Genomic DNA, 15,170 nt, shown 5'->3' on the forward strand with positions numbered 1-15,170 from the left:
TGTTCGGCGGCCGGCCCTTCCGTCAGTCGGAAACTATTCGGCGGCCTTCAGGCGACCGGCCGATTCCTTGCCCGAACGCGAGTCGCGCTCGACTTCGTAGGAAACTTTCTGGTTTTCGTTGAGCGAACCCAGGTCCGAGACCTCGACGGCCGAAGCGTGGACGAACACGTCCTTGCCGCCGTCATCGGGGGCGATGAAACCATAGCCCTTGGTGGAATTGTACCATTTAACAGTGCCGGTAGCCATTTTCAGGACCTCCGCTAGCAGTTGACCGCCGGAAAGAGTCCGGGAGGCCTGTCGGGTCTGAATGGGATCGGCTTTGGACCTCGGTGCGCGATGCAAAGGGACAGCAGCGTTTCGCAAGAGATCGACGGCGCCTGAGATGGGCCCTTTGCGCGGCAATAGCAAGGGCATGGGTGGAATGAGCCCCGGGACCGCCCGCGCAGGGGCGGCCCCGGGACGCGACGTCAGTTGGGCATGGAGACCGTGTCGGTCACGTGGATCACGCCGTTGGACTGGAACACGTCGGCCTGGGTGACCGTGGCGGTTCCGCCCTTCTCGTCGGTCAGGATGACGGAGTCGCCGCGCAGCGAGGCGGTCAGGGTTCCGCCTTCGACGGTGGTCAGGGCGGCGCTGCCGCCGCCGGCGTTGATCTGGGCGATCAGGTCGGCGGCCGCTACCTGCCCGGCGACCACATGATAGGTCAGGATCTTGGTCAGGGTCGCCTTGTTGGCGGGCTCGACCAGGCTTTCGACCGTGCCGGCCGGCAGTTTGGCGAAGGCGGCGTCGGTCGGGGCGAAGACGGTGAACGGGCCCGGACCGGACAGGGTCCCGGCCAGGTCGGCGGCCGTCACAGCGGCGACGAGCGTGGTGTGATCGGCCGACTCCGAGGCGTTCTGGACGATGGTCCGGTCGGGATACATCGCCGCCCCGCCGACCATGACGGTCTCCTGGGCCGGGGTCGCGGCGGCTTCAGCGGCCTCCGGCGCGGGCGTTTCGGCGTTCGAGCAGGCGCTGGCGAAAACGGCGCAGGCGGCGACGCCGGCGGCGAGCAGGGTGCGGTTGGGGGTGAAGGTCATCTGTGTCTCTCCTGAGCGGCCGTCGATACGGCTCAGGGCCCAAGACGAAGGGGCGGGTCGGACGGATCACCTTTGCGGCTACTGGCCACACCCCGACATCCAGACAGGCGGTTCCTTCGTAAGGCGGCGCCCCGGACAGCAAAACGGCGGCGCAGCCGAGGCCGCGCCGCCGTTCGAAATCATGCGCCGGAGACCGGCGCCTGAACTCAGCCCTCGGTCTTCAGCTGGCCAGCGGATTCCTTGCCCGAACGCTTGTCGCGCTCGATTTCGTAGGAAACCTTCTGGTTTTCATCGAGGCCGCGCAGGCCCGCCTGTTCGACGGCCGAGATGTGGACGAACACGTCCTTGCCGCCGTCGTCAGGCTGGATGAAGCCGTAGCCCTTGGTGCCGTTGAACCATTTTACAGTGCCGGTAGCCATTTTCAGGACCTCCGTTAGCAGTTGGCTTCAGGGAAGAGCCCCTGGAGCCTGTCGGGTCTGAAAGGAGCGGCTAGACCTCAGTGCGAAAGCAGAGGGTGGCGTTTCGCAGAGAGATCGACACACAAGTTGTGGACGTTTCCGGCGGCGAAATCAAGGCTGTGGGATCAGCCGGCCGCGTCTTCCGACGGCTGGCCGGCGGCCTGCTCGGCGGGCGGAACGTAGTGCGCCTGGCACAGCTTGCGCAGGGCGGCGCTCAGGGTCGGGCCGTACAGAGAGTCCTGGATGCGGTCGAAGCCCTCGGACGAAAGGGCCTGCTTGATGTCGCTGACCGTGCGGCAACGGCCCTCCTGGGCGAGTTCATAGGCGCGTTCGAGAGTGGTGGGTCGATGAGTCATAACCCATAGGTAGGCACGATGAGGCGGGATTGCGAGCCTCAGAAGGCCAGACTGAGGCCCGCGACCAGGCTATCGGCGTATTGTTCGCCGGGAACGTCCGCATCCGTGCCGTACCAGCGCAGGTCGGCCTCGAGGCTGCGGGTCAGGGCGTAGGAAATTCCGGCGTCGTAGCCCGTGTAGTCGACGCTGGTTTCCTGTTCGCGGCGGCCGATCGCGGCGGAGGCGTAGAGCTTTTCGGTGAAGTCCCATCCCACCCGCGCCTCGACCCAGGTCCAGGCCTTCCCGGCGCCGATGGCGTCCGGCGAATACTGCAGGCGCAGACGGCCGCTGGCGGGGCCGATCGAGCGCTTCATGTCGGCGGTGACCTCCCAGGCGTCCTCGTCCGCGCCGGGGTCCGCGTCGACCTGGTATTTGTACGCCGCGCTGAAATCGAAATCGAAGCCGGCGAACTGGGGCCGGACCCCGGCCGTGGCCTCGAGCTCCAGCTCCGAGCCGGTCGAGCTCCTGACCGTCTCGAAGGAGGGGGCGACGTAGTACAGGCCCGCGGCGCTGGTCCACTGGGCCTGTCCCCAGACGAACGGATCGCCGTCCGATTTGGAGGCGGCCTTGGAGCGGTTGTCCGTCGCGGCGCCGACGACGAAGGACCAGGAGCCGGACGGCGGCGCGGGATCCTGGGCTGCGGCGGCGGTGGCGCAGGCCAGCAGGGCGGTCGCGGCGGCGGCTGTGGTCAGGGTGCGGATCATCGGGGGTCGCTTCGAGTCTGGCCAAAGGCCCGGATGCGGGCCGGTCTAGAACCGCTTCTTGTCGAAAACGGCGCAGGCCTCCGCATATTCGTCCCGCAGCCGGCGAACAAGTTGCTCCGTCGGCAGAATGTCGTGCACCGCGCCGGCGCCCTGACCGGCCGACCAGACCGTCTTCCACGCCTTGGCTTCGTCAGCCATGTCGAGCTTGTGCTCGGGCAGGGTCTTGGGATCGATGCCGTTGGCGATCAGCGAGGGGGTCAGGAAATTGGCCGGGATGCCCGAGACGGCGGGCGTGTAGGTGATGTCCGAGGCGCCGGCGTCGACGATCATCTGCTTGTACTCGGCCTGGGCCTGGCTCTCGGTCGTCGAGATGAAGCGGGTGCCCATATAGGCGAAGTCGGCGCCCATCATCGTGGCGGCGGCGACGTCGCGGCCGGTGGACAGGCAGCCGGACAGGATGATGGTTCCATCGAAGAAGCCGCGCACCTCCTCGACCAGGGCGAAGGGATTGACCACCCCGGCGTGACCGCCCGCGCCGTTGGCCACCAGGATCAGGCCGTCGACGCCGGCCTGGGCCGCCTTGCGGGCGTGGCGGACGTTGGCGATGTCGTGGAAGACCACGCCGCCGTAGCCGTGCACCGCCTCGACCACATCGCGCACGGCGCCGAGCGAGGTGATGATCAGCGGCACCTTCTCCTCGACCGAGACCATCATGTCGGCCATCAGCCGCGGGTTGGTCGGGTGGACGATGTGGTTGACGCCGAAGGCGGCGGCGTCGGGGTTCAGCCGGCCCTTGATCTCCTGCAGCCAGTCCCGATAGCCCTCGGTGGTGCGCTGGTTCAGCGACGGGAAGGTGCCGATGACGCCGTTGTTGCAGCACTCGACGACGAGGTCCGGCCCGGAGACCAGGAACATCGGCGCGGCGATGACCGGCAGCTTGAGGCCTTTTTGCAGCGAAGCCGGAATGGTCATGGCGTTTCCCCGAGTTGTCTTTCGCTACGGATAGCGGGCTGTCGCGGGGGAAGGCAAATGGTCAGACCCGCTTCCCGCGCAGGGGACGGGCGACGCGCATATTTACCCGGGTAAAAATAGCGGCTATATTACCCGGGTGAAAAGGAGACTCGCATGACCCCGCAGGAGCGGAAGGCCGCCGTGGCGGCCTACAAGGAGCGCAAGACCGTCGCCGGCGTGTTCGCGGTGATCTGCACGGCCACGGGCGAGGCCTGGGTCGGCAAGAGCCGCCATCTGGATACCGAGCAGAACGGACTCTGGTTCGCGCTTCGTCAGGGCAGTTCGCCGTTCCGCACCCTCCAGGCGGCGTGGAACGCGAACCCGGAGGCCGATTTCCGCTTCGAACAGCTGGACCGGTTGCCCGAGGACGCCTCGCCCCTGCTGCGCGACATGGAGCTGAAGGAACGGGCCGGGCGCTGGATGGCGAGACTGGGAGCCCGCGCCCTCCAGTGACGCGATCCGCCCTTTGAAAATCGGGCCGCATGGCCCTATGCCTCCGACACGCTCCTCCTCGCCGGCCACCAGGCCGCCCCAGGCTGAAATCATGACCACGGACACCTCCGGCCTGCATCAGCTGGGCCAAATGACCGCCGCGCCGACCAGCCCGGAGACCGCCGTGCTGGAGCGGGTGCCGAATCCGCACGCGGGGACGCTGTATCTGACGCGGTTCACGGCGCCGGAGTTCACCAGCCTGTGCCCGGTGACGGGCCAGCCGGACTTCGCCCACATCGTCATCGACTATGCGCCGGGCGACTGGCTGGTCGAGTCCAAGTCGCTGAAGCTGTACCTGACCAGTTTCCGCAACCACGGCGCCTTTCACGAGGACTGCACCGTGGCCATCGGCAAGCGTCTGGTCGATCTGCTGAAGCCGACCTGGCTGAGGATCGGCGGCTACTGGTATCCGCGCGGCGGCATCCCGATCGACGTCTTCTGGCAGACCGGAGCAGCCCCCGAGGGGCTGTGGCTGCCGGACCAGGGCGTGCCAACGTACCGCGGGCGGGGGTAAATTCACCGCGCCGCGGGAATTCCTCAGATTCTGCTCATGCCTGAGCCGCGGGCGGCGGCCAGGCTGATCCCATGACCGAACCGCGCCGTCTCCCGCTCGAAACCTGGGGTCGCCATTGGCTGCTCCGGCTGCAGACCTGGGCCGGCCGACGGGCGTGGAGCCGGTACGGGTTCGAATTCCTGATGTTCGGGATCAAGCAGGGCTGGGCCTGTTTGTTCGGCGGGGCGATGCTGGCGCTGCTGATCGCGACGAAGCTGTGGTGGCCCGAGGCGGCGCCGATCTCGCGCTATGACTTTCTCGTGCTGGCGGCGGTGGCGATCCAGGCGGCGATGCTGGCGCTGAAGCTGGAGAGCTGGGAGGAGGCGAGGGTGATCCTCGTCTTCCACGTCGTCGGCACCGTCATGGAGCTGTTCAAGACCTCAGCGGGGTCGTGGATCTATCCGGAGGACAGCCTGCTGCGGATCGGGGCCGTGCCGCTGTTCTCGGGCTTCATGTATGCGGCGGTGGGCAGCTATATCGCGCGGGTCTGGCGCATCTTCGACATCCGTTTTCGCCACTATCCGCCGCTGTGGACGACCTGGGCGCTGGCGGCGGCGATCTACGTCAACTTCTTCGCCCACCACTGGCTGCCGGACGTGCGACTGGGGCTGTTCGCCCTGACGGCGGTGCTGTTCGGGCGAGGCTGGTTCTATTTCACCCCGGACCGGCGGCGGCGGTCGATGCCGTTCCTGCTCGGCTTCTTCCTCGTGGCCCTGTTCATCTGGTTCGCGGAGAACCTTGGCACCTGGGCGCAGGCCTGGGCCTATCCGGGACAGGAGGACGGCTGGGAGCCGGTGTCTCTGACCAAGCTGGGCAGCTGGTTCCTGCTGATGATGATCAGCGTGGTGCTGGTGTCGCTGGTGCACCGGCCGGAGGAGGAGCCGCAAGCTCGATAGTTTTCGTCATCCTCCGGCGAGCGCAGCGAGACCGGGGGACCCAGCGGCGCCGAAGGCGAACTGTTCAGGCAGGCTGTTTCGCATAGCGGCGCTCCCGACAGCTTCGCGCTCGCGCGCGCCGCTGGGTCCCCCGGTCTGCGCCGCTAAAGCGGCTTGCCGGAGGATGACGAAAGCTTAGAGGGGGAAGTGAGGGAGCTTTCATGACCACAAGCAACACCGACGTCGTCATCCTCGGCGGGGGCCACAACGGCCTTGTCTGCGCCTTCTATCTGGCCAAGGCCGGGCTGAAGGTGACGGTGCTGGAGCGGAGGCACGTCGTCGGCGGGGCGGCGGTGACGGAGGAATTCCATCCGGGCTTCCGCAACTCGACCGCCAGCTACACCGTCAGCCTGCTCAATCCGAAGGTCATCGCCGACATGGAGCTGGCCCGGCACGGGCTGACCGTGGTCGAGCGCAAGGTCTCGAACTTCCTGCCGCTGGACGACGGTCGGCATCTGCTGGCGGGCGAGGGGCGGACGCAGGGGGAGGTGGCGAAGTTTTCCGCATGGGACGCCGAGCGGCTGCCCGAGTACGAGCGCCGGCTGGAGGTGGTGGCGGCGATCCTGCGCGACTGGATCCTGAAGGCGCCGCCCAATGTCGTCGAAGGCGGCTGGATGGCCATGCTGCCGGAACTGCTGAAGGCCGGCGGGCTGGGGCGGCAGGCGGCGGGACTGGATACGCAGGGGCGGCGCGACCTGCTGGACCTGTTCGCCAAATCGGCGGGCGACTGGCTGGACGGCTGGTTCGAGAGCGATCCGATCAAGGCCCTGTTCGGCTTCGACAGCGTGGTGGGCAACTACGCCAGCCCCTACACGCCGGGGTCGGCCTATGTGCTGCTGCACCACGTGTTCGGCGAGGTGAACGGCCGGAAGGGCGTCTGGGGCCACGCCCTGGGCGGCATGGGAGCGATCACCCAGGCCATGGCGAAAGCCTGCGCCGAGCAGGGGGTCGAGGTGCGGCTGGAGGCGCCCGTCGCCGAGGTGCTGACCGAGAAGGGCCGGGCGGTCGGAGCCGTGACGGAAGCGGGAGACGTTGTGCGGGCGCGGGCGGTGGTGTCGAACCTGCATCCGCGGCTGCTGTTCGAGCGGTTCGTCGATGATGCGGTGGTCCCGGCGGACTTCCGCGAGCGGATCGGGAATTACCAGTCGGGCTCGGGCACCTTCCGCATGAACGTGGCGCTGTCGGAGCTGCCGAATTTCACCGCGCTGCCGGGGCAGGGGGATCACCTGACGGCCGGGATCATCATGGCGCCGTCGCTGGCCTATATGGACCGGGCCCATGCGGAGGCGCGGCTGAACGGCTGGTCGTCGAAGCCGATCGTCGAGATGCTGATCCCCTCGACCCTGGACGACAGCCTGGCGCCGCCCGGACAACATGTGGCCAGCCTGTTCTGCCAGCACGTCGATCCGGCGCTGGGCGACGAGCACCGGGAGACGGTGGCGGACCTGATGATCGAGACGGTCGACGCCCATGCGCCGGGGTTCAAGGCGTCGGTGGTCGGGCGGCTGGCGCTGGGGCCGCGCGACCTGGAGCGGCGCTTCGGCCTCGTCGGGGGCGACATCTTCCATGGGCGGCTGACGCTGGACCAGCTGTTCAGCGCCCGGCCGGTGCTGGGCCACGCTGATCACCGCATGCCGGTTCCGGGACTCTATCTATGCGGCTCCGGGGCCCATCCCGGCGGCGGGGTGACCGGGGCGCCCGGGCACAATGCGGCGCGGGCGGTGGTGAAGGACCTCGGCCGCTAGGTCAGACGTCCGCCAGGCCCATGGCCTTCATCAGGGCGTCGCGGACGGCGGATTCGGTGAAGGGCTTCTGCAAGGTCGACTGGCCGCGCCATTCGTCGGGCAGGCCGCCCTCGCCGTAACCGGTCGAGAAGACGAAGGGCACGCCGCGCGCCTTCAGGGCCTCGGCGATGGGGAAGACCTGACGGCCGGCGACGTTGACGTCCAGCAGGGCGGCGTCGAGGGGCTCGTCCCCGGTGGCCATCTGGAGGCCTTCGTCGACGGTGGCGGCCGGCCCGACCGGGACACAGCCCATGTCCTCGAGGATGGTCTCCAGCAGCATGGCGACGAGGGATTCATCCTCGACGATCAGAACGCGGCGGCCTGAAATCGCCTGGGTCATTCACCCTGCTCCTTGTCCAGCGGGATTGAGAAAGTCGCTGTAAAACCGTCGCCTGCGTAGTCGAGTTCGACCTCCCCGGCCAGATCATGGCGAACATTGCGTTCGATCAGCCGGCTGCCGAAGCCCTTCCGGTCCGGCGGCGCGACCGGGGGGCCGCCGATCTCGCGCCAGACCAGTTCCAGCCGGGGGTTGGTCTGGTCGGCGACCGACCAGTCGACCAGGACCCGACCGTCCGGAGCGGACAGCGCCCCGTATTTGGCGGCGTTGGTGGCCAGTTCGTGGAAGATCATGCCGAAGGACAGGGCCGCGGCCGGGGGCAGGGCGACGAGGGGGCCGTTGGCCGAAACCCGGGCGCTACCATGCGCCTCGGTTTCGTGCTGGAGGATGGCGCCGAGATCGGCCCCTTCCCAGTGGCTGCGGGTCAGCAGGTCGTGGGTGTGCGACAGGGCGAGCAGGCGCGCCTGGAATCCCTCGGCGAAGGTTCGCGGATCGCCGTGCGAACGGGCGGTCTGCATGGCGATCGACTGGACGGTGGCGAGCGTGTTCTTCACCCGGTGGTTCAGTTCGTCGATCATCAGCTTCTGGCGTTCGGTCGAACGGACCGTCTCCGTCACGTCGTGGCCCTGGACGAAGATGCCGGCCACGGCGCCGCTCGCGTCGCGGATCGGCTGGTAGATGAAGTCGAGGAACCGGGACTCGAGCGGGGCGTCCGGCGTCCGCTGAAGCTGGACCCGGCTGGCGCGACCCTCGTACGGTTCGCCGGTGGCGTAGACGCTGGCGAGAAATTCGAAATAGCCCTGGCCCTGCACCTCGGGCAGGGCTTCGCCGATGGGTTTGCCGCTGATGTCGCGATGCCCGATCAACTGGGCGTAGGCGGCGTTGTGCATCTGGAAGACGTGGTCCGGGCCGGACAGGACGGCGACGAAGCCCGGGGCCTGCATGAACATGTCCATCAGGCGGTTGCGCTCGCCCTCCAGGCGCCGGTTGTCTTCCTGTACCTGTTCGGCGCGACCCAGCACCGCGCCGCCCAGCATGACATCCAGGGCGCTGGCGTTGTCCGCCTTGAGGCCGCGATCGCGCAGGCGCTGAAGTTCGGTGATGTCTGTGGTGTGCTGAAGGATGAAGGTCACCTCGCCGGCGTCGTCGAGCATCGGCGTGTGGGTGGCGCTCCAGTAGCGCTCCTCGAACACCTCGCGTCCGTCGGCGAGGCGGCGGGCCATCGCATATTTGACGAGGGGAAGGTGGTCGCGCTGGCGCGTGTCGCGGGCCCGCTCGATCGAGGCCCGGACCTGGCGCACGTTCTCGGGGGCTTCTTCCCCGGGGCCGGAGTCAAAGGCCGAGAACAGCGGCCGCCCGATAATGGCGGCCCGGGTGCTGTTGGTGACGTCGAGATAGGCCTGGTTGACGCCGGCGATCCGCAGGTCGGGCGTGAGCAGGACATACGGATTGGGCGAGGCGTCGAATGCGCTCGCCAGATCGACCGCCAGGTCGCCCGATTTCACCAGTTCCTTCAAACCCGTCCCCGCCGTGCGCGTCGCAGTAACGCCATGCTTGCGCTTCGGTTTCACGCGCGAGCCGTGTCTCAAGCATTTTGCCGTTTGAGCCAAGAGGGCGGGCGCCGCTAGTCTGGGCCGATGTCCATGGCTTCACTTCTGGCGGCGGCGGTTCTGATGATCTCACCGGCGGATCCTGCGGATCCCAGGCCCCGGGCGACGGTGGCGCAGGGCGTGCTGGTCGGGCGGGAGTCGGACGGCGTGCGCAGTTTCAAGGGCGTGCCCTATGCGCGGCCGCCCGTGGGAGAGTGGCGCTGGCGGGCCCCGCAGCGGGCGGACGGCTGGAGCGGCGAACGGGACGCGGGACGGGTCGGGGCGATCTGCGTCCAGCCCCCGGCCAACGGCGACAACGGCGTGGGTCCCCTGCCGATGAGCGAGGACTGTCTGACGCTGAACGTCTGGTCCCCGGCGGAGAGCGACGGGCCTTTGCCGGTGATGGTCTGGATCCACGGCGGCGGTCTGAACAACGGCTCGGGGACGGCGGCGCTGTACGACGGGACGAACCTGGCGAGGCGCGGCGTGGTGGTGGTGACGATCAACTACCGCCTGGGACGGCTGGGGTTCTTCGACCATCCGGCGCTGGCGGCGGAGCGTGAGCCGGGCGAGCCGGCGGCGAACTACGGGCTGATGGATGTGATCGCGGCGCTGCGCTGGGTGTGGGACAACGCGGCGGCGTTCGGCGGCGACGCGGACAGTGTGACGATTTTCGGCGAGTCCGCGGGCGGGGCGCTGGTGACGCGGCTGATGATCTCGGAGCCGGCGCGCGGGCTGTTCCACCGGGCGGTGGTGCAGTCCGGACTGGGCCGTGACGAGGGCACGCCGCTGGACCGGCTGAGGCGCGACGGAGGGCCGTCGATGCAGGCGAGGGGAGAGGCGTTCGCGCAAGCCCACGGCGCCGCGACGGCCGCCGGGCTGAGGGCGATCCCGGCGGAGACCTTCCTGCGTCCGGCGCCCAATTTCTACGGCGGCGATCTGCTGGTGCAGGACGGGGCATTGGTCTCTGAAGATGTCGAAGCCGCCTTCGCCGCGGGCCGCGAGGCGTCCGTGCCGCTGATCATCGGCACGAACAGCGCCGAGTTCTGGTGGATGAAGCCGTCGGACCTCAGCCCCTATGGCGCGCTCGACGATGCGATGATGGCGGATGAGCGGGCGGCGTTCCTGGAGGCCTACGGCGGGCAGGACGGCTACGACCAGTTCGTGCTCAGCGACCTGGTGTTCAACGAGCCGGCGCGTCATCTGGCGCGGCTGCATGCGCGCAACGGCCACCCGACGTATCTGTACCGGTTCGACGTGGTCTCGGCGGCGATGCCCGAGCCGCACGCGGGCGCGACCCATGCCTCTGAGCGGCAGTATGTCTTCGACAATCTGGGCGCCTCGCCGTGGCCGACGGCGGAGATGGACCAGCGGCAGGCCGACGCCATGGCCGGCTACTGGACGCGGTTCGCGCAGACCGGCGACCCGAACGGCGACCTGCGTCAGGCCTGGCCCGAGTTCGGGGCCGAGCCGGACCGGCTGCTGGAGTTTACCAACGACGGACCGGCGGCCAGGCCGGTTCCGCATGGGGAGCGGCTGGACCTGATCGAGGCCTACTACACGCGGGTGCGCTGACCGCTCAGAGCACGCCGCCGTTGGACCTGATCACCTCGGCGTAGAGCAGGCCGGAATCCTTGATCGTGCGTTCCTGGGTCTGGAAATTCACGTGGGTGATGCCGAACCGCTTTGAGTAGCCCAGCGACCATTCGAGATTGTCGAGCAGCGACCAGGCCATGTAGCCGCGCAGATCGACGCCCTTGCCGATGGCGTCGTGCGCCGCCTTGAGGTGGTTCTTCAGATAGTCGACCCGCATCGGATCGTGGATGCGGCCGTCGATGGCGTGAGGCGGGTCGTACCAGGCCGAGCCGTTCTCGGTGATCATCAGCGGCAGGCCGTTGGTCTGTTCGTGCAGCCAGACCAGGGTGTCGGTCAGGGCCGGAGGATAGACCTCCCAGCCGGTCTCGGTGTGGGCGTGCTGGATCTGTTTCACCGGACGGGCGCGGACGGGCCAGGCGTCGGGCGCGTTCTCGGGCACCGAGCGGGTGTACCAGTTCAGCCCCATCCAGTCGGTCGGCTGGGCGATCAGGTCGAAGTCTTCCTGCGGGAACTCGCGGTAGGCCTCGCCGTAGACCTCCTTCAGCTCTTCCGGATAGCCGCGGCCCATCAGCGGGTCGAGGAACCAGCGGTTCATCTGGGCGTCGGCGCGCTTGCGGGCGGCCTCGTCCTCGGGCTTGTCCGACGCCGGGTATTTGGGCTCGATGTTGAGGACGATGCCGATCTGGCCCTCGCCGACCTCGCGGAAGCGTTTCACCGCGGCGCCGTGGGCGCGCAGGACGTTGTGGCCGGCGATCATGGCCTCGAAGGCCGAGCGGTGGCCGGGGGCCAGGGCGCCGTGCAGATAGCCGCCGTCGACGATGACCCAGGGCTCGTTGATCGTGCCCCAGGTCTTCACCCGGCCCTTGAATTTCTCAAACAGGACCTGGCCGTAGTCGGCGAACCAGTCGGCGATGTCGGGGTTGAGCCAGCCGCCGCGGTCGTCGAGCGCCGCCGGCAGGTCCCAGTGGTAGAGGGTGCACAGCGGCTCGATCCCGGCCTCGAGCAGGCCGTCGACCAGCCGGTCGTAGAAGGCCAGACCCTTGTCGTTGATGGCCCCGCGGCCCTCGGGCATGACCCGGCTCCAGCTGACCGAGAATCGGTAGGCCTGGAGGTTGAGCCGCTTCATCAGCTGGATGTCTTCACGCCACCGATTGTAGTGGTCGCAGGCCACGTCGCCGGTGTCGCCGTCGCGCATATTGCCCGGGGTGTGGCTGAAACGGTCCCAGATCGAGGCGCCCGCGCCATCGGCCATGGATGACCCTTCGATCTGATAGGCGGCCGTCGCCGCGCCCCACAGGAAACCTTCTGGAAACAGATAGTCGCCGGTGTTTTCCGTGGTCATATGTCAGGCTCGTAATACGCGAGGGGATCAACTGGGAGGTCGGCGGCGCCGACGGCGGGTACGCGTGTAGCACCGCGAGCACAACCTGCCTGTGGCCAAACTAGGGCACTTGCGGGCGACAATGCTAGTGTGTCATGTAATCGGTTACACCGAATTCACGAACGGACCCGCGCGAAGCGGGCCGGGATCGCGAGCCGGTCAGGGAGAGAGACTTTGGCGCCAGCTGCGACTCCGAAAAACCGCTTGGACGGTCGGGCATGAAGGCCGCGACCATACGCGATGTGGCCGAACGGGCGGAGGTGTCCGTGGCCTCGGTGTCCCGCGTTCTGACCGGGGCCGGTCCGGTCACCGACGCGACCCGCAAGAAGGTTATGGCGGCGGTCGAGGCGCTGCAATACGTGCCCCATTCCGGCGCCCGCAGCCTGTCGACCAGCAAGACCCAAACGATCGGGGTCATCCTGCCGGACCTGTACGGCGAGTTCTTCTCCGAGCTGATCCGCGGCATGGACGTCGGCGCGCGGGCGCTGGGCTATCACCTGATCGTCTCCAGCTCGCACGACGACGCCGAGGAGGCGTCCGCGGCGATCCGCTCGATGCGCGGCCGCGTCGACGGGCTGATCGTGCTGTCGCCCCATCTGGACGCGGCCAATCTGGCGACCAGCCTGGCCGGACGGCTGCCGATCCTGCTGATGAACGGCGGGGCGGACGCCGGGCGTCCCTCCATCGTGGTCGACAACCACGGCGGCGCCGTCCAGGCCGTCGAACATCTGATCGCCACCGGGCGGCGGCGCATCGCGCACATCTCCGGCCCGACCGGCAACCTCGAGGCCGAGGCGCGGCTGGCCGGCTATCTGGAGGCCATGGCGAAGGCGAACCTGCCGACGACGGTGGTCGAGGGCGCCTTCACCCAGGCCTCGGGACACCATGCCGCGGCCGAGCTGGCGGCGCGGCCCGAACGGCCCGACGCGATCTTCGCCGGCAACGACATGATGGCGATCGGGGCCATGCTCGCCCTGCAGGACGCGGGCCTCGGCGTACCCGAGGACGTGGCCATCGTCGGCTTCGACGATGTGCCGATCGCGGGCCTGATGCGGCCGGGTCTCACCACCCTTGGAATCCATATCGCGGATACCGGGCGAAGCGCGCTGGAGCGCCTTGTCCGTCTGATCAACGCAGCGGGCGAAGCCGTCGCCGACACCGCCTGCGAGGTCGTCCGGCCCGAGTTGGTCGTACGCCCGTCAAGCAACCCGGCGACATCGACCCGAGCCGTCTCCGGCGATCGCCCTCGCGAAGCCGCCGGCCCATCACTTCTCAAGGGGGAGAACCCGCAATGACCCGCAAGTCCAAGCATTATCTGGGCGCCGCATCGGCCCTCGCCGTCGCCATTTCCCTGGCCGCGGCCGGTGGCGCGGCGGCCCAGGTCTCCACAGCGACCATCCGGGGTTCGGTGACGGACGGCGCCCAGGCCGAGGCCGGGGCCGCCATCGTGGCGCGTGACGTCGCCTCGGGCTTCACCAACCGGACCACGGCCAACGCCCAGGGCGGCTACGTCCTGTCGGGCCTGCGCCCCGGGACCTATGAAATCACCGTCACCACGACCGACGGCCAGACGACGTCCGAGGTCGTCACCATCGGCGTCGGCCAGGTGGGCGAGGTCGATCTTTCCGTGGGCGGCGATGTAACCGCTTCCACGGTCGACGCCGACGGCACGGACCTGGGCGAGGTGGTCGTCACCGGCCGCCGCCTGGTCGAGGTCCGCACGCCGGAAATCGCCACCAATGTGACGACCCAGCAGATCGAAACCCTGCCGCAGATCAACCGCAACTTCCTCAATTTCGCCGCCCTTGCGCCCGGCGTCCGGGTCTCGGCCAACGAGCAGGAACAGACCATCACCGCCGGCGGCCAGCGGGCGGAATCGGTCAACGCCTTCATCGACGGCGCCAGCCTGAAGTCGAACATCATCGACGGCGGCATCGCCGGTCAGGACGACAGCCGCGGCAACCCCTTCCCGCAGGCCGGCATCCAGGAGTTCCGGGTCGTCAGCCAGAATTTCAAGGCCGAGTACGAACAGGCCTCGTCGGCGATCATCACGGCCGTCACCAAGTCCGGCACCAACGAGTTTCATGGCGAGGTGTTCGGCACCTATCGCGACCAGAGCTTCATCGAGCAGGACTACTTCTCCGAACAACGCGGCGACGAGCAGCCGGATCTCGAGGTGCAGCAGTATGGTTTCGCTCTCGGCGGTCCGATCATCCAGGACACGCTGCACTTCTTCGGCACCTATGAGCGCAAGGAAGAAGGCCGGGCCGCGGTGGTCAACCTGGGTCGACAGGACCCCCGCTTCGTCAACCAGTTCGGCCAGTATATCGGCACCTTCGGCGTGCCGTTTGAGGAGGACCTGTATTTCGGAAAGCTGAGCTGGCAGCCGGCGGACGACCACCTGCTTGAGCTGAGCGTCACCTGGCGCGACGAGTTCGACACCCGCGGCATCGGCGGGGCCAACTCGGCCGAGCGGGCGACCGAGCTGAACCAGACCACCCTGACCATCAACGGCCGCCACCAGTGGCAGACCGACAGCTTCCTGAACGAGCTGACGATCACCCAGCGGGAGTACAACTACAATCCGCAGCCGGTGAACTTCTCCAGCTTCGGCGAGACCTATCGCCTGTTCGAGAATGATACGAACCCGGCGCCCGGCTTCCAGCCGGACTATTTCGGCGGCAGAACTACCAGGTGACCAAGGAGTTCGGGCGTAACCCGCTGTTCTACTATGACGTCGACGGACGCCCCGAACTGTCGGGCAGCACCACCGTCCCCTACCGCGTGGAACTGGGCAACGCCTTCCCGTCGGTCGACCTGACCAACAACGTCATTGGCCTTTACGTCCAGGACGAC

At 68.1% G+C, this 15,170-nt stretch carries 16 protein-coding genes; 7 read left to right on the plus strand and 9 right to left on the minus strand.

The genetic code is table 11. The annotated features are described in order from the left end of the window. Positions 1–33 precede the first annotated feature (33 nt). The 6 genes from RDU12_RS04425 to RDU12_RS04450 all read right to left on the minus strand — a co-directional run bounded on the left by RDU12_RS04425 (position 34) and on the right by RDU12_RS04450 (position 3,608). Positions 34–246, minus strand: a complete 213-nt coding sequence (locus RDU12_RS04425; protein WP_300289614.1) for a cold-shock protein — start codon at positions 244–246, stop codon at positions 34–36. A gap of 221 nt (positions 247–467) precedes the next feature. Further along, the gene (locus tag RDU12_RS04430; protein WP_300289613.1) at positions 468–1,079 is read right to left on the minus strand and encodes a fasciclin domain-containing protein; all 612 of its coding nucleotides are present in this window, start codon (positions 1,077–1,079) and stop codon (positions 468–470) included. A gap of 206 nt (positions 1,080–1,285) precedes the next feature. Further along, positions 1,286–1,498: a cold-shock protein gene (locus RDU12_RS04435; protein WP_168049003.1), complete on the minus strand. Its 213-nt coding sequence runs from the start codon at positions 1,496–1,498 to the stop codon at positions 1,286–1,288. 164 nt (positions 1,499–1,662) lie between these two features. Further along, entirely contained in the window at positions 1,663–1,893 is a 231-nt protein-coding gene (locus tag RDU12_RS04440; RefSeq protein ID WP_300289612.1) for a hypothetical protein, read from the minus strand. 38 nt (positions 1,894–1,931) lie between these two features. Next, positions 1,932–2,636 (minus strand): TorF family putative porin, encoded by a 705-nt coding sequence (locus RDU12_RS04445; protein ID WP_300289611.1) that lies wholly within the window; start codon positions 2,634–2,636, stop codon positions 1,932–1,934. A 45-nt stretch (positions 2,637–2,681) separates the two neighbouring features. Next, on the minus strand, positions 2,682–3,608 hold the full coding sequence (locus tag RDU12_RS04450) for a nitronate monooxygenase family protein (RefSeq protein WP_300289610.1): 927 nt from the start codon (positions 3,606–3,608) through the stop codon (positions 2,682–2,684). Positions 3,609–3,761: 153 nt separating this feature from the next. Between RDU12_RS04450 and RDU12_RS04455 the strand changes: the two genes are divergently transcribed. The 4 genes from RDU12_RS04455 (at position 3,762) to RDU12_RS04470 (ending at position 7,372) form a co-directional block, all read left to right on the plus strand. Then, on the plus strand, positions 3,762–4,100 hold the full coding sequence (locus tag RDU12_RS04455; RefSeq protein WP_300289609.1) for a GIY-YIG nuclease family protein: 339 nt from the start codon (positions 3,762–3,764) through the stop codon (positions 4,098–4,100). Positions 4,101–4,191: 91 nt separating this feature from the next. After that, positions 4,192–4,653 (plus strand): preQ(1) synthase, encoded by a 462-nt coding sequence (queF, locus tag RDU12_RS04460; RefSeq protein WP_300289608.1) that lies wholly within the window; start codon positions 4,192–4,194, stop codon positions 4,651–4,653. Positions 4,654–4,724: 71 nt separating this feature from the next. Continuing rightward, positions 4,725–5,588 (plus strand): DUF817 domain-containing protein, encoded by an 864-nt coding sequence (locus tag RDU12_RS04465; RefSeq protein ID WP_300289607.1) that lies wholly within the window; start codon positions 4,725–4,727, stop codon positions 5,586–5,588. Positions 5,589–5,788: 200 nt separating this feature from the next. Beyond that, complete coding sequence (locus tag RDU12_RS04470; protein WP_300289606.1) at positions 5,789–7,372, plus strand: NAD(P)/FAD-dependent oxidoreductase; 1,584 nt, start codon at positions 5,789–5,791, stop codon at positions 7,370–7,372. Position 7,373: 1 nt separating this feature from the next. Here the strand turns inward: RDU12_RS04470 and RDU12_RS04475 are convergent, their stop codons facing one another. Next, on the minus strand, positions 7,374–7,751 hold the full coding sequence (locus RDU12_RS04475; RefSeq protein WP_300289604.1) for a response regulator: 378 nt from the start codon (positions 7,749–7,751) through the stop codon (positions 7,374–7,376). Beyond that, positions 7,748–9,253 carry an HWE histidine kinase domain-containing protein gene (locus tag RDU12_RS04480; RefSeq protein ID WP_300289603.1) on the minus strand — a complete coding sequence of 502 codons (1,506 nt, stop codon included), beginning with the start codon at positions 9,251–9,253 and terminating at the stop codon, positions 7,748–7,750. The genes RDU12_RS04475 and RDU12_RS04480 overlap by 4 nt, the downstream gene beginning before the upstream one ends. A 138-nt stretch (positions 9,254–9,391) precedes the next feature. Here RDU12_RS04480 and RDU12_RS04485 point away from each other — a divergent pair, with 138 nt between their 5' ends. Continuing rightward, positions 9,392–10,912 (plus strand): carboxylesterase family protein, encoded by a 1,521-nt coding sequence (locus RDU12_RS04485; protein ID WP_308684161.1) that lies wholly within the window; start codon positions 9,392–9,394, stop codon positions 10,910–10,912. 4 nt (positions 10,913–10,916) lie between these two features. Here RDU12_RS04485 and RDU12_RS04490 read toward each other — a convergent pair whose 3' ends face one another. Then, positions 10,917–12,275 carry a GH1 family beta-glucosidase gene (locus RDU12_RS04490; protein WP_300290053.1) on the minus strand — a complete coding sequence of 453 codons (1,359 nt, stop codon included), beginning with the start codon at positions 12,273–12,275 and terminating at the stop codon, positions 10,917–10,919. A gap of 257 nt (positions 12,276–12,532) precedes the next feature. On the opposite strand from RDU12_RS04490, the gene RDU12_RS04495 reads away from it, so the two are divergent. Beyond that, positions 12,533–13,609: a LacI family DNA-binding transcriptional regulator gene (locus RDU12_RS04495; RefSeq protein ID WP_300290054.1), complete on the plus strand. Its 1,077-nt coding sequence runs from the start codon at positions 12,533–12,535 to the stop codon at positions 13,607–13,609. Further along, complete coding sequence (locus RDU12_RS04500) at positions 13,606–15,012, plus strand: carboxypeptidase regulatory-like domain-containing protein (RefSeq protein WP_308684162.1); 1,407 nt, start codon at positions 13,606–13,608, stop codon at positions 15,010–15,012. Before RDU12_RS04495 ends, RDU12_RS04500 begins: the two co-directional genes overlap by 4 nt. Positions 15,013–15,170: the final 158 nt, after the last annotated feature.

The organism is Brevundimonas sp. (assembly GCF_031082345.1).
GTDB lineage: Bacteria > Pseudomonadota > Alphaproteobacteria > Caulobacterales > Caulobacteraceae > Brevundimonas.

What these genes read in the sequence shown, in the direction of transcription:
- RDU12_RS04425 (WP_300289614.1), bottom strand. Translation starts at nt 246, where the DNA reads ATGGCTACCGGCACTGTTAAATGGTACAATTCCACCAAGGGCTATGGT.
- RDU12_RS04430 (WP_300289613.1), bottom strand. Translation starts at nt 1,079, where the DNA reads ATGACCTTCACCCCCAACCGCACCCTGCTCGCCGCCGGCGTCGCCGCC.
- RDU12_RS04435 (WP_168049003.1), bottom strand. Translation starts at nt 1,498, where the DNA reads ATGGCTACCGGCACTGTAAAATGGTTCAACGGCACCAAGGGCTACGGC.
- RDU12_RS04440 (WP_300289612.1), bottom strand. Translation starts at nt 1,893, where the DNA reads ATGACTCATCGACCCACCACTCTCGAACGCGCCTATGAACTCGCCCAG.
- RDU12_RS04445 (WP_300289611.1), bottom strand. Translation starts at nt 2,636, where the DNA reads ATGATCCGCACCCTGACCACAGCCGCCGCCGCGACCGCCCTGCTGGCC.
- RDU12_RS04450 (WP_300289610.1), bottom strand. Translation starts at nt 3,608, where the DNA reads ATGACCATTCCGGCTTCGCTGCAAAAAGGCCTCAAGCTGCCGGTCATC.
- RDU12_RS04455 (WP_300289609.1), top strand. Translation starts at nt 3,762, where the DNA reads ATGACCCCGCAGGAGCGGAAGGCCGCCGTGGCGGCCTACAAGGAGCGC.
- queF (WP_300289608.1), top strand. Translation starts at nt 4,192, where the DNA reads ATGACCACGGACACCTCCGGCCTGCATCAGCTGGGCCAAATGACCGCC.
- RDU12_RS04465 (WP_300289607.1), top strand. Translation starts at nt 4,725, where the DNA reads ATGACCGAACCGCGCCGTCTCCCGCTCGAAACCTGGGGTCGCCATTGG.
- RDU12_RS04470 (WP_300289606.1), top strand. Translation starts at nt 5,789, where the DNA reads ATGACCACAAGCAACACCGACGTCGTCATCCTCGGCGGGGGCCACAAC.
- RDU12_RS04475 (WP_300289604.1), bottom strand. Translation starts at nt 7,751, where the DNA reads ATGACCCAGGCGATTTCAGGCCGCCGCGTTCTGATCGTCGAGGATGAA.
- RDU12_RS04485 (WP_308684161.1), top strand. Translation starts at nt 9,392, where the DNA reads ATGGCTTCACTTCTGGCGGCGGCGGTTCTGATGATCTCACCGGCGGAT.
- RDU12_RS04490 (WP_300290053.1), bottom strand. Translation starts at nt 12,275, where the DNA reads ATGACCACGGAAAACACCGGCGACTATCTGTTTCCAGAAGGTTTCCTG.
- RDU12_RS04495 (WP_300290054.1), top strand. Translation starts at nt 12,533, where the DNA reads ATGAAGGCCGCGACCATACGCGATGTGGCCGAACGGGCGGAGGTGTCC.
- RDU12_RS04500 (WP_308684162.1), top strand. Translation starts at nt 13,606, where the DNA reads ATGACCCGCAAGTCCAAGCATTATCTGGGCGCCGCATCGGCCCTCGCC.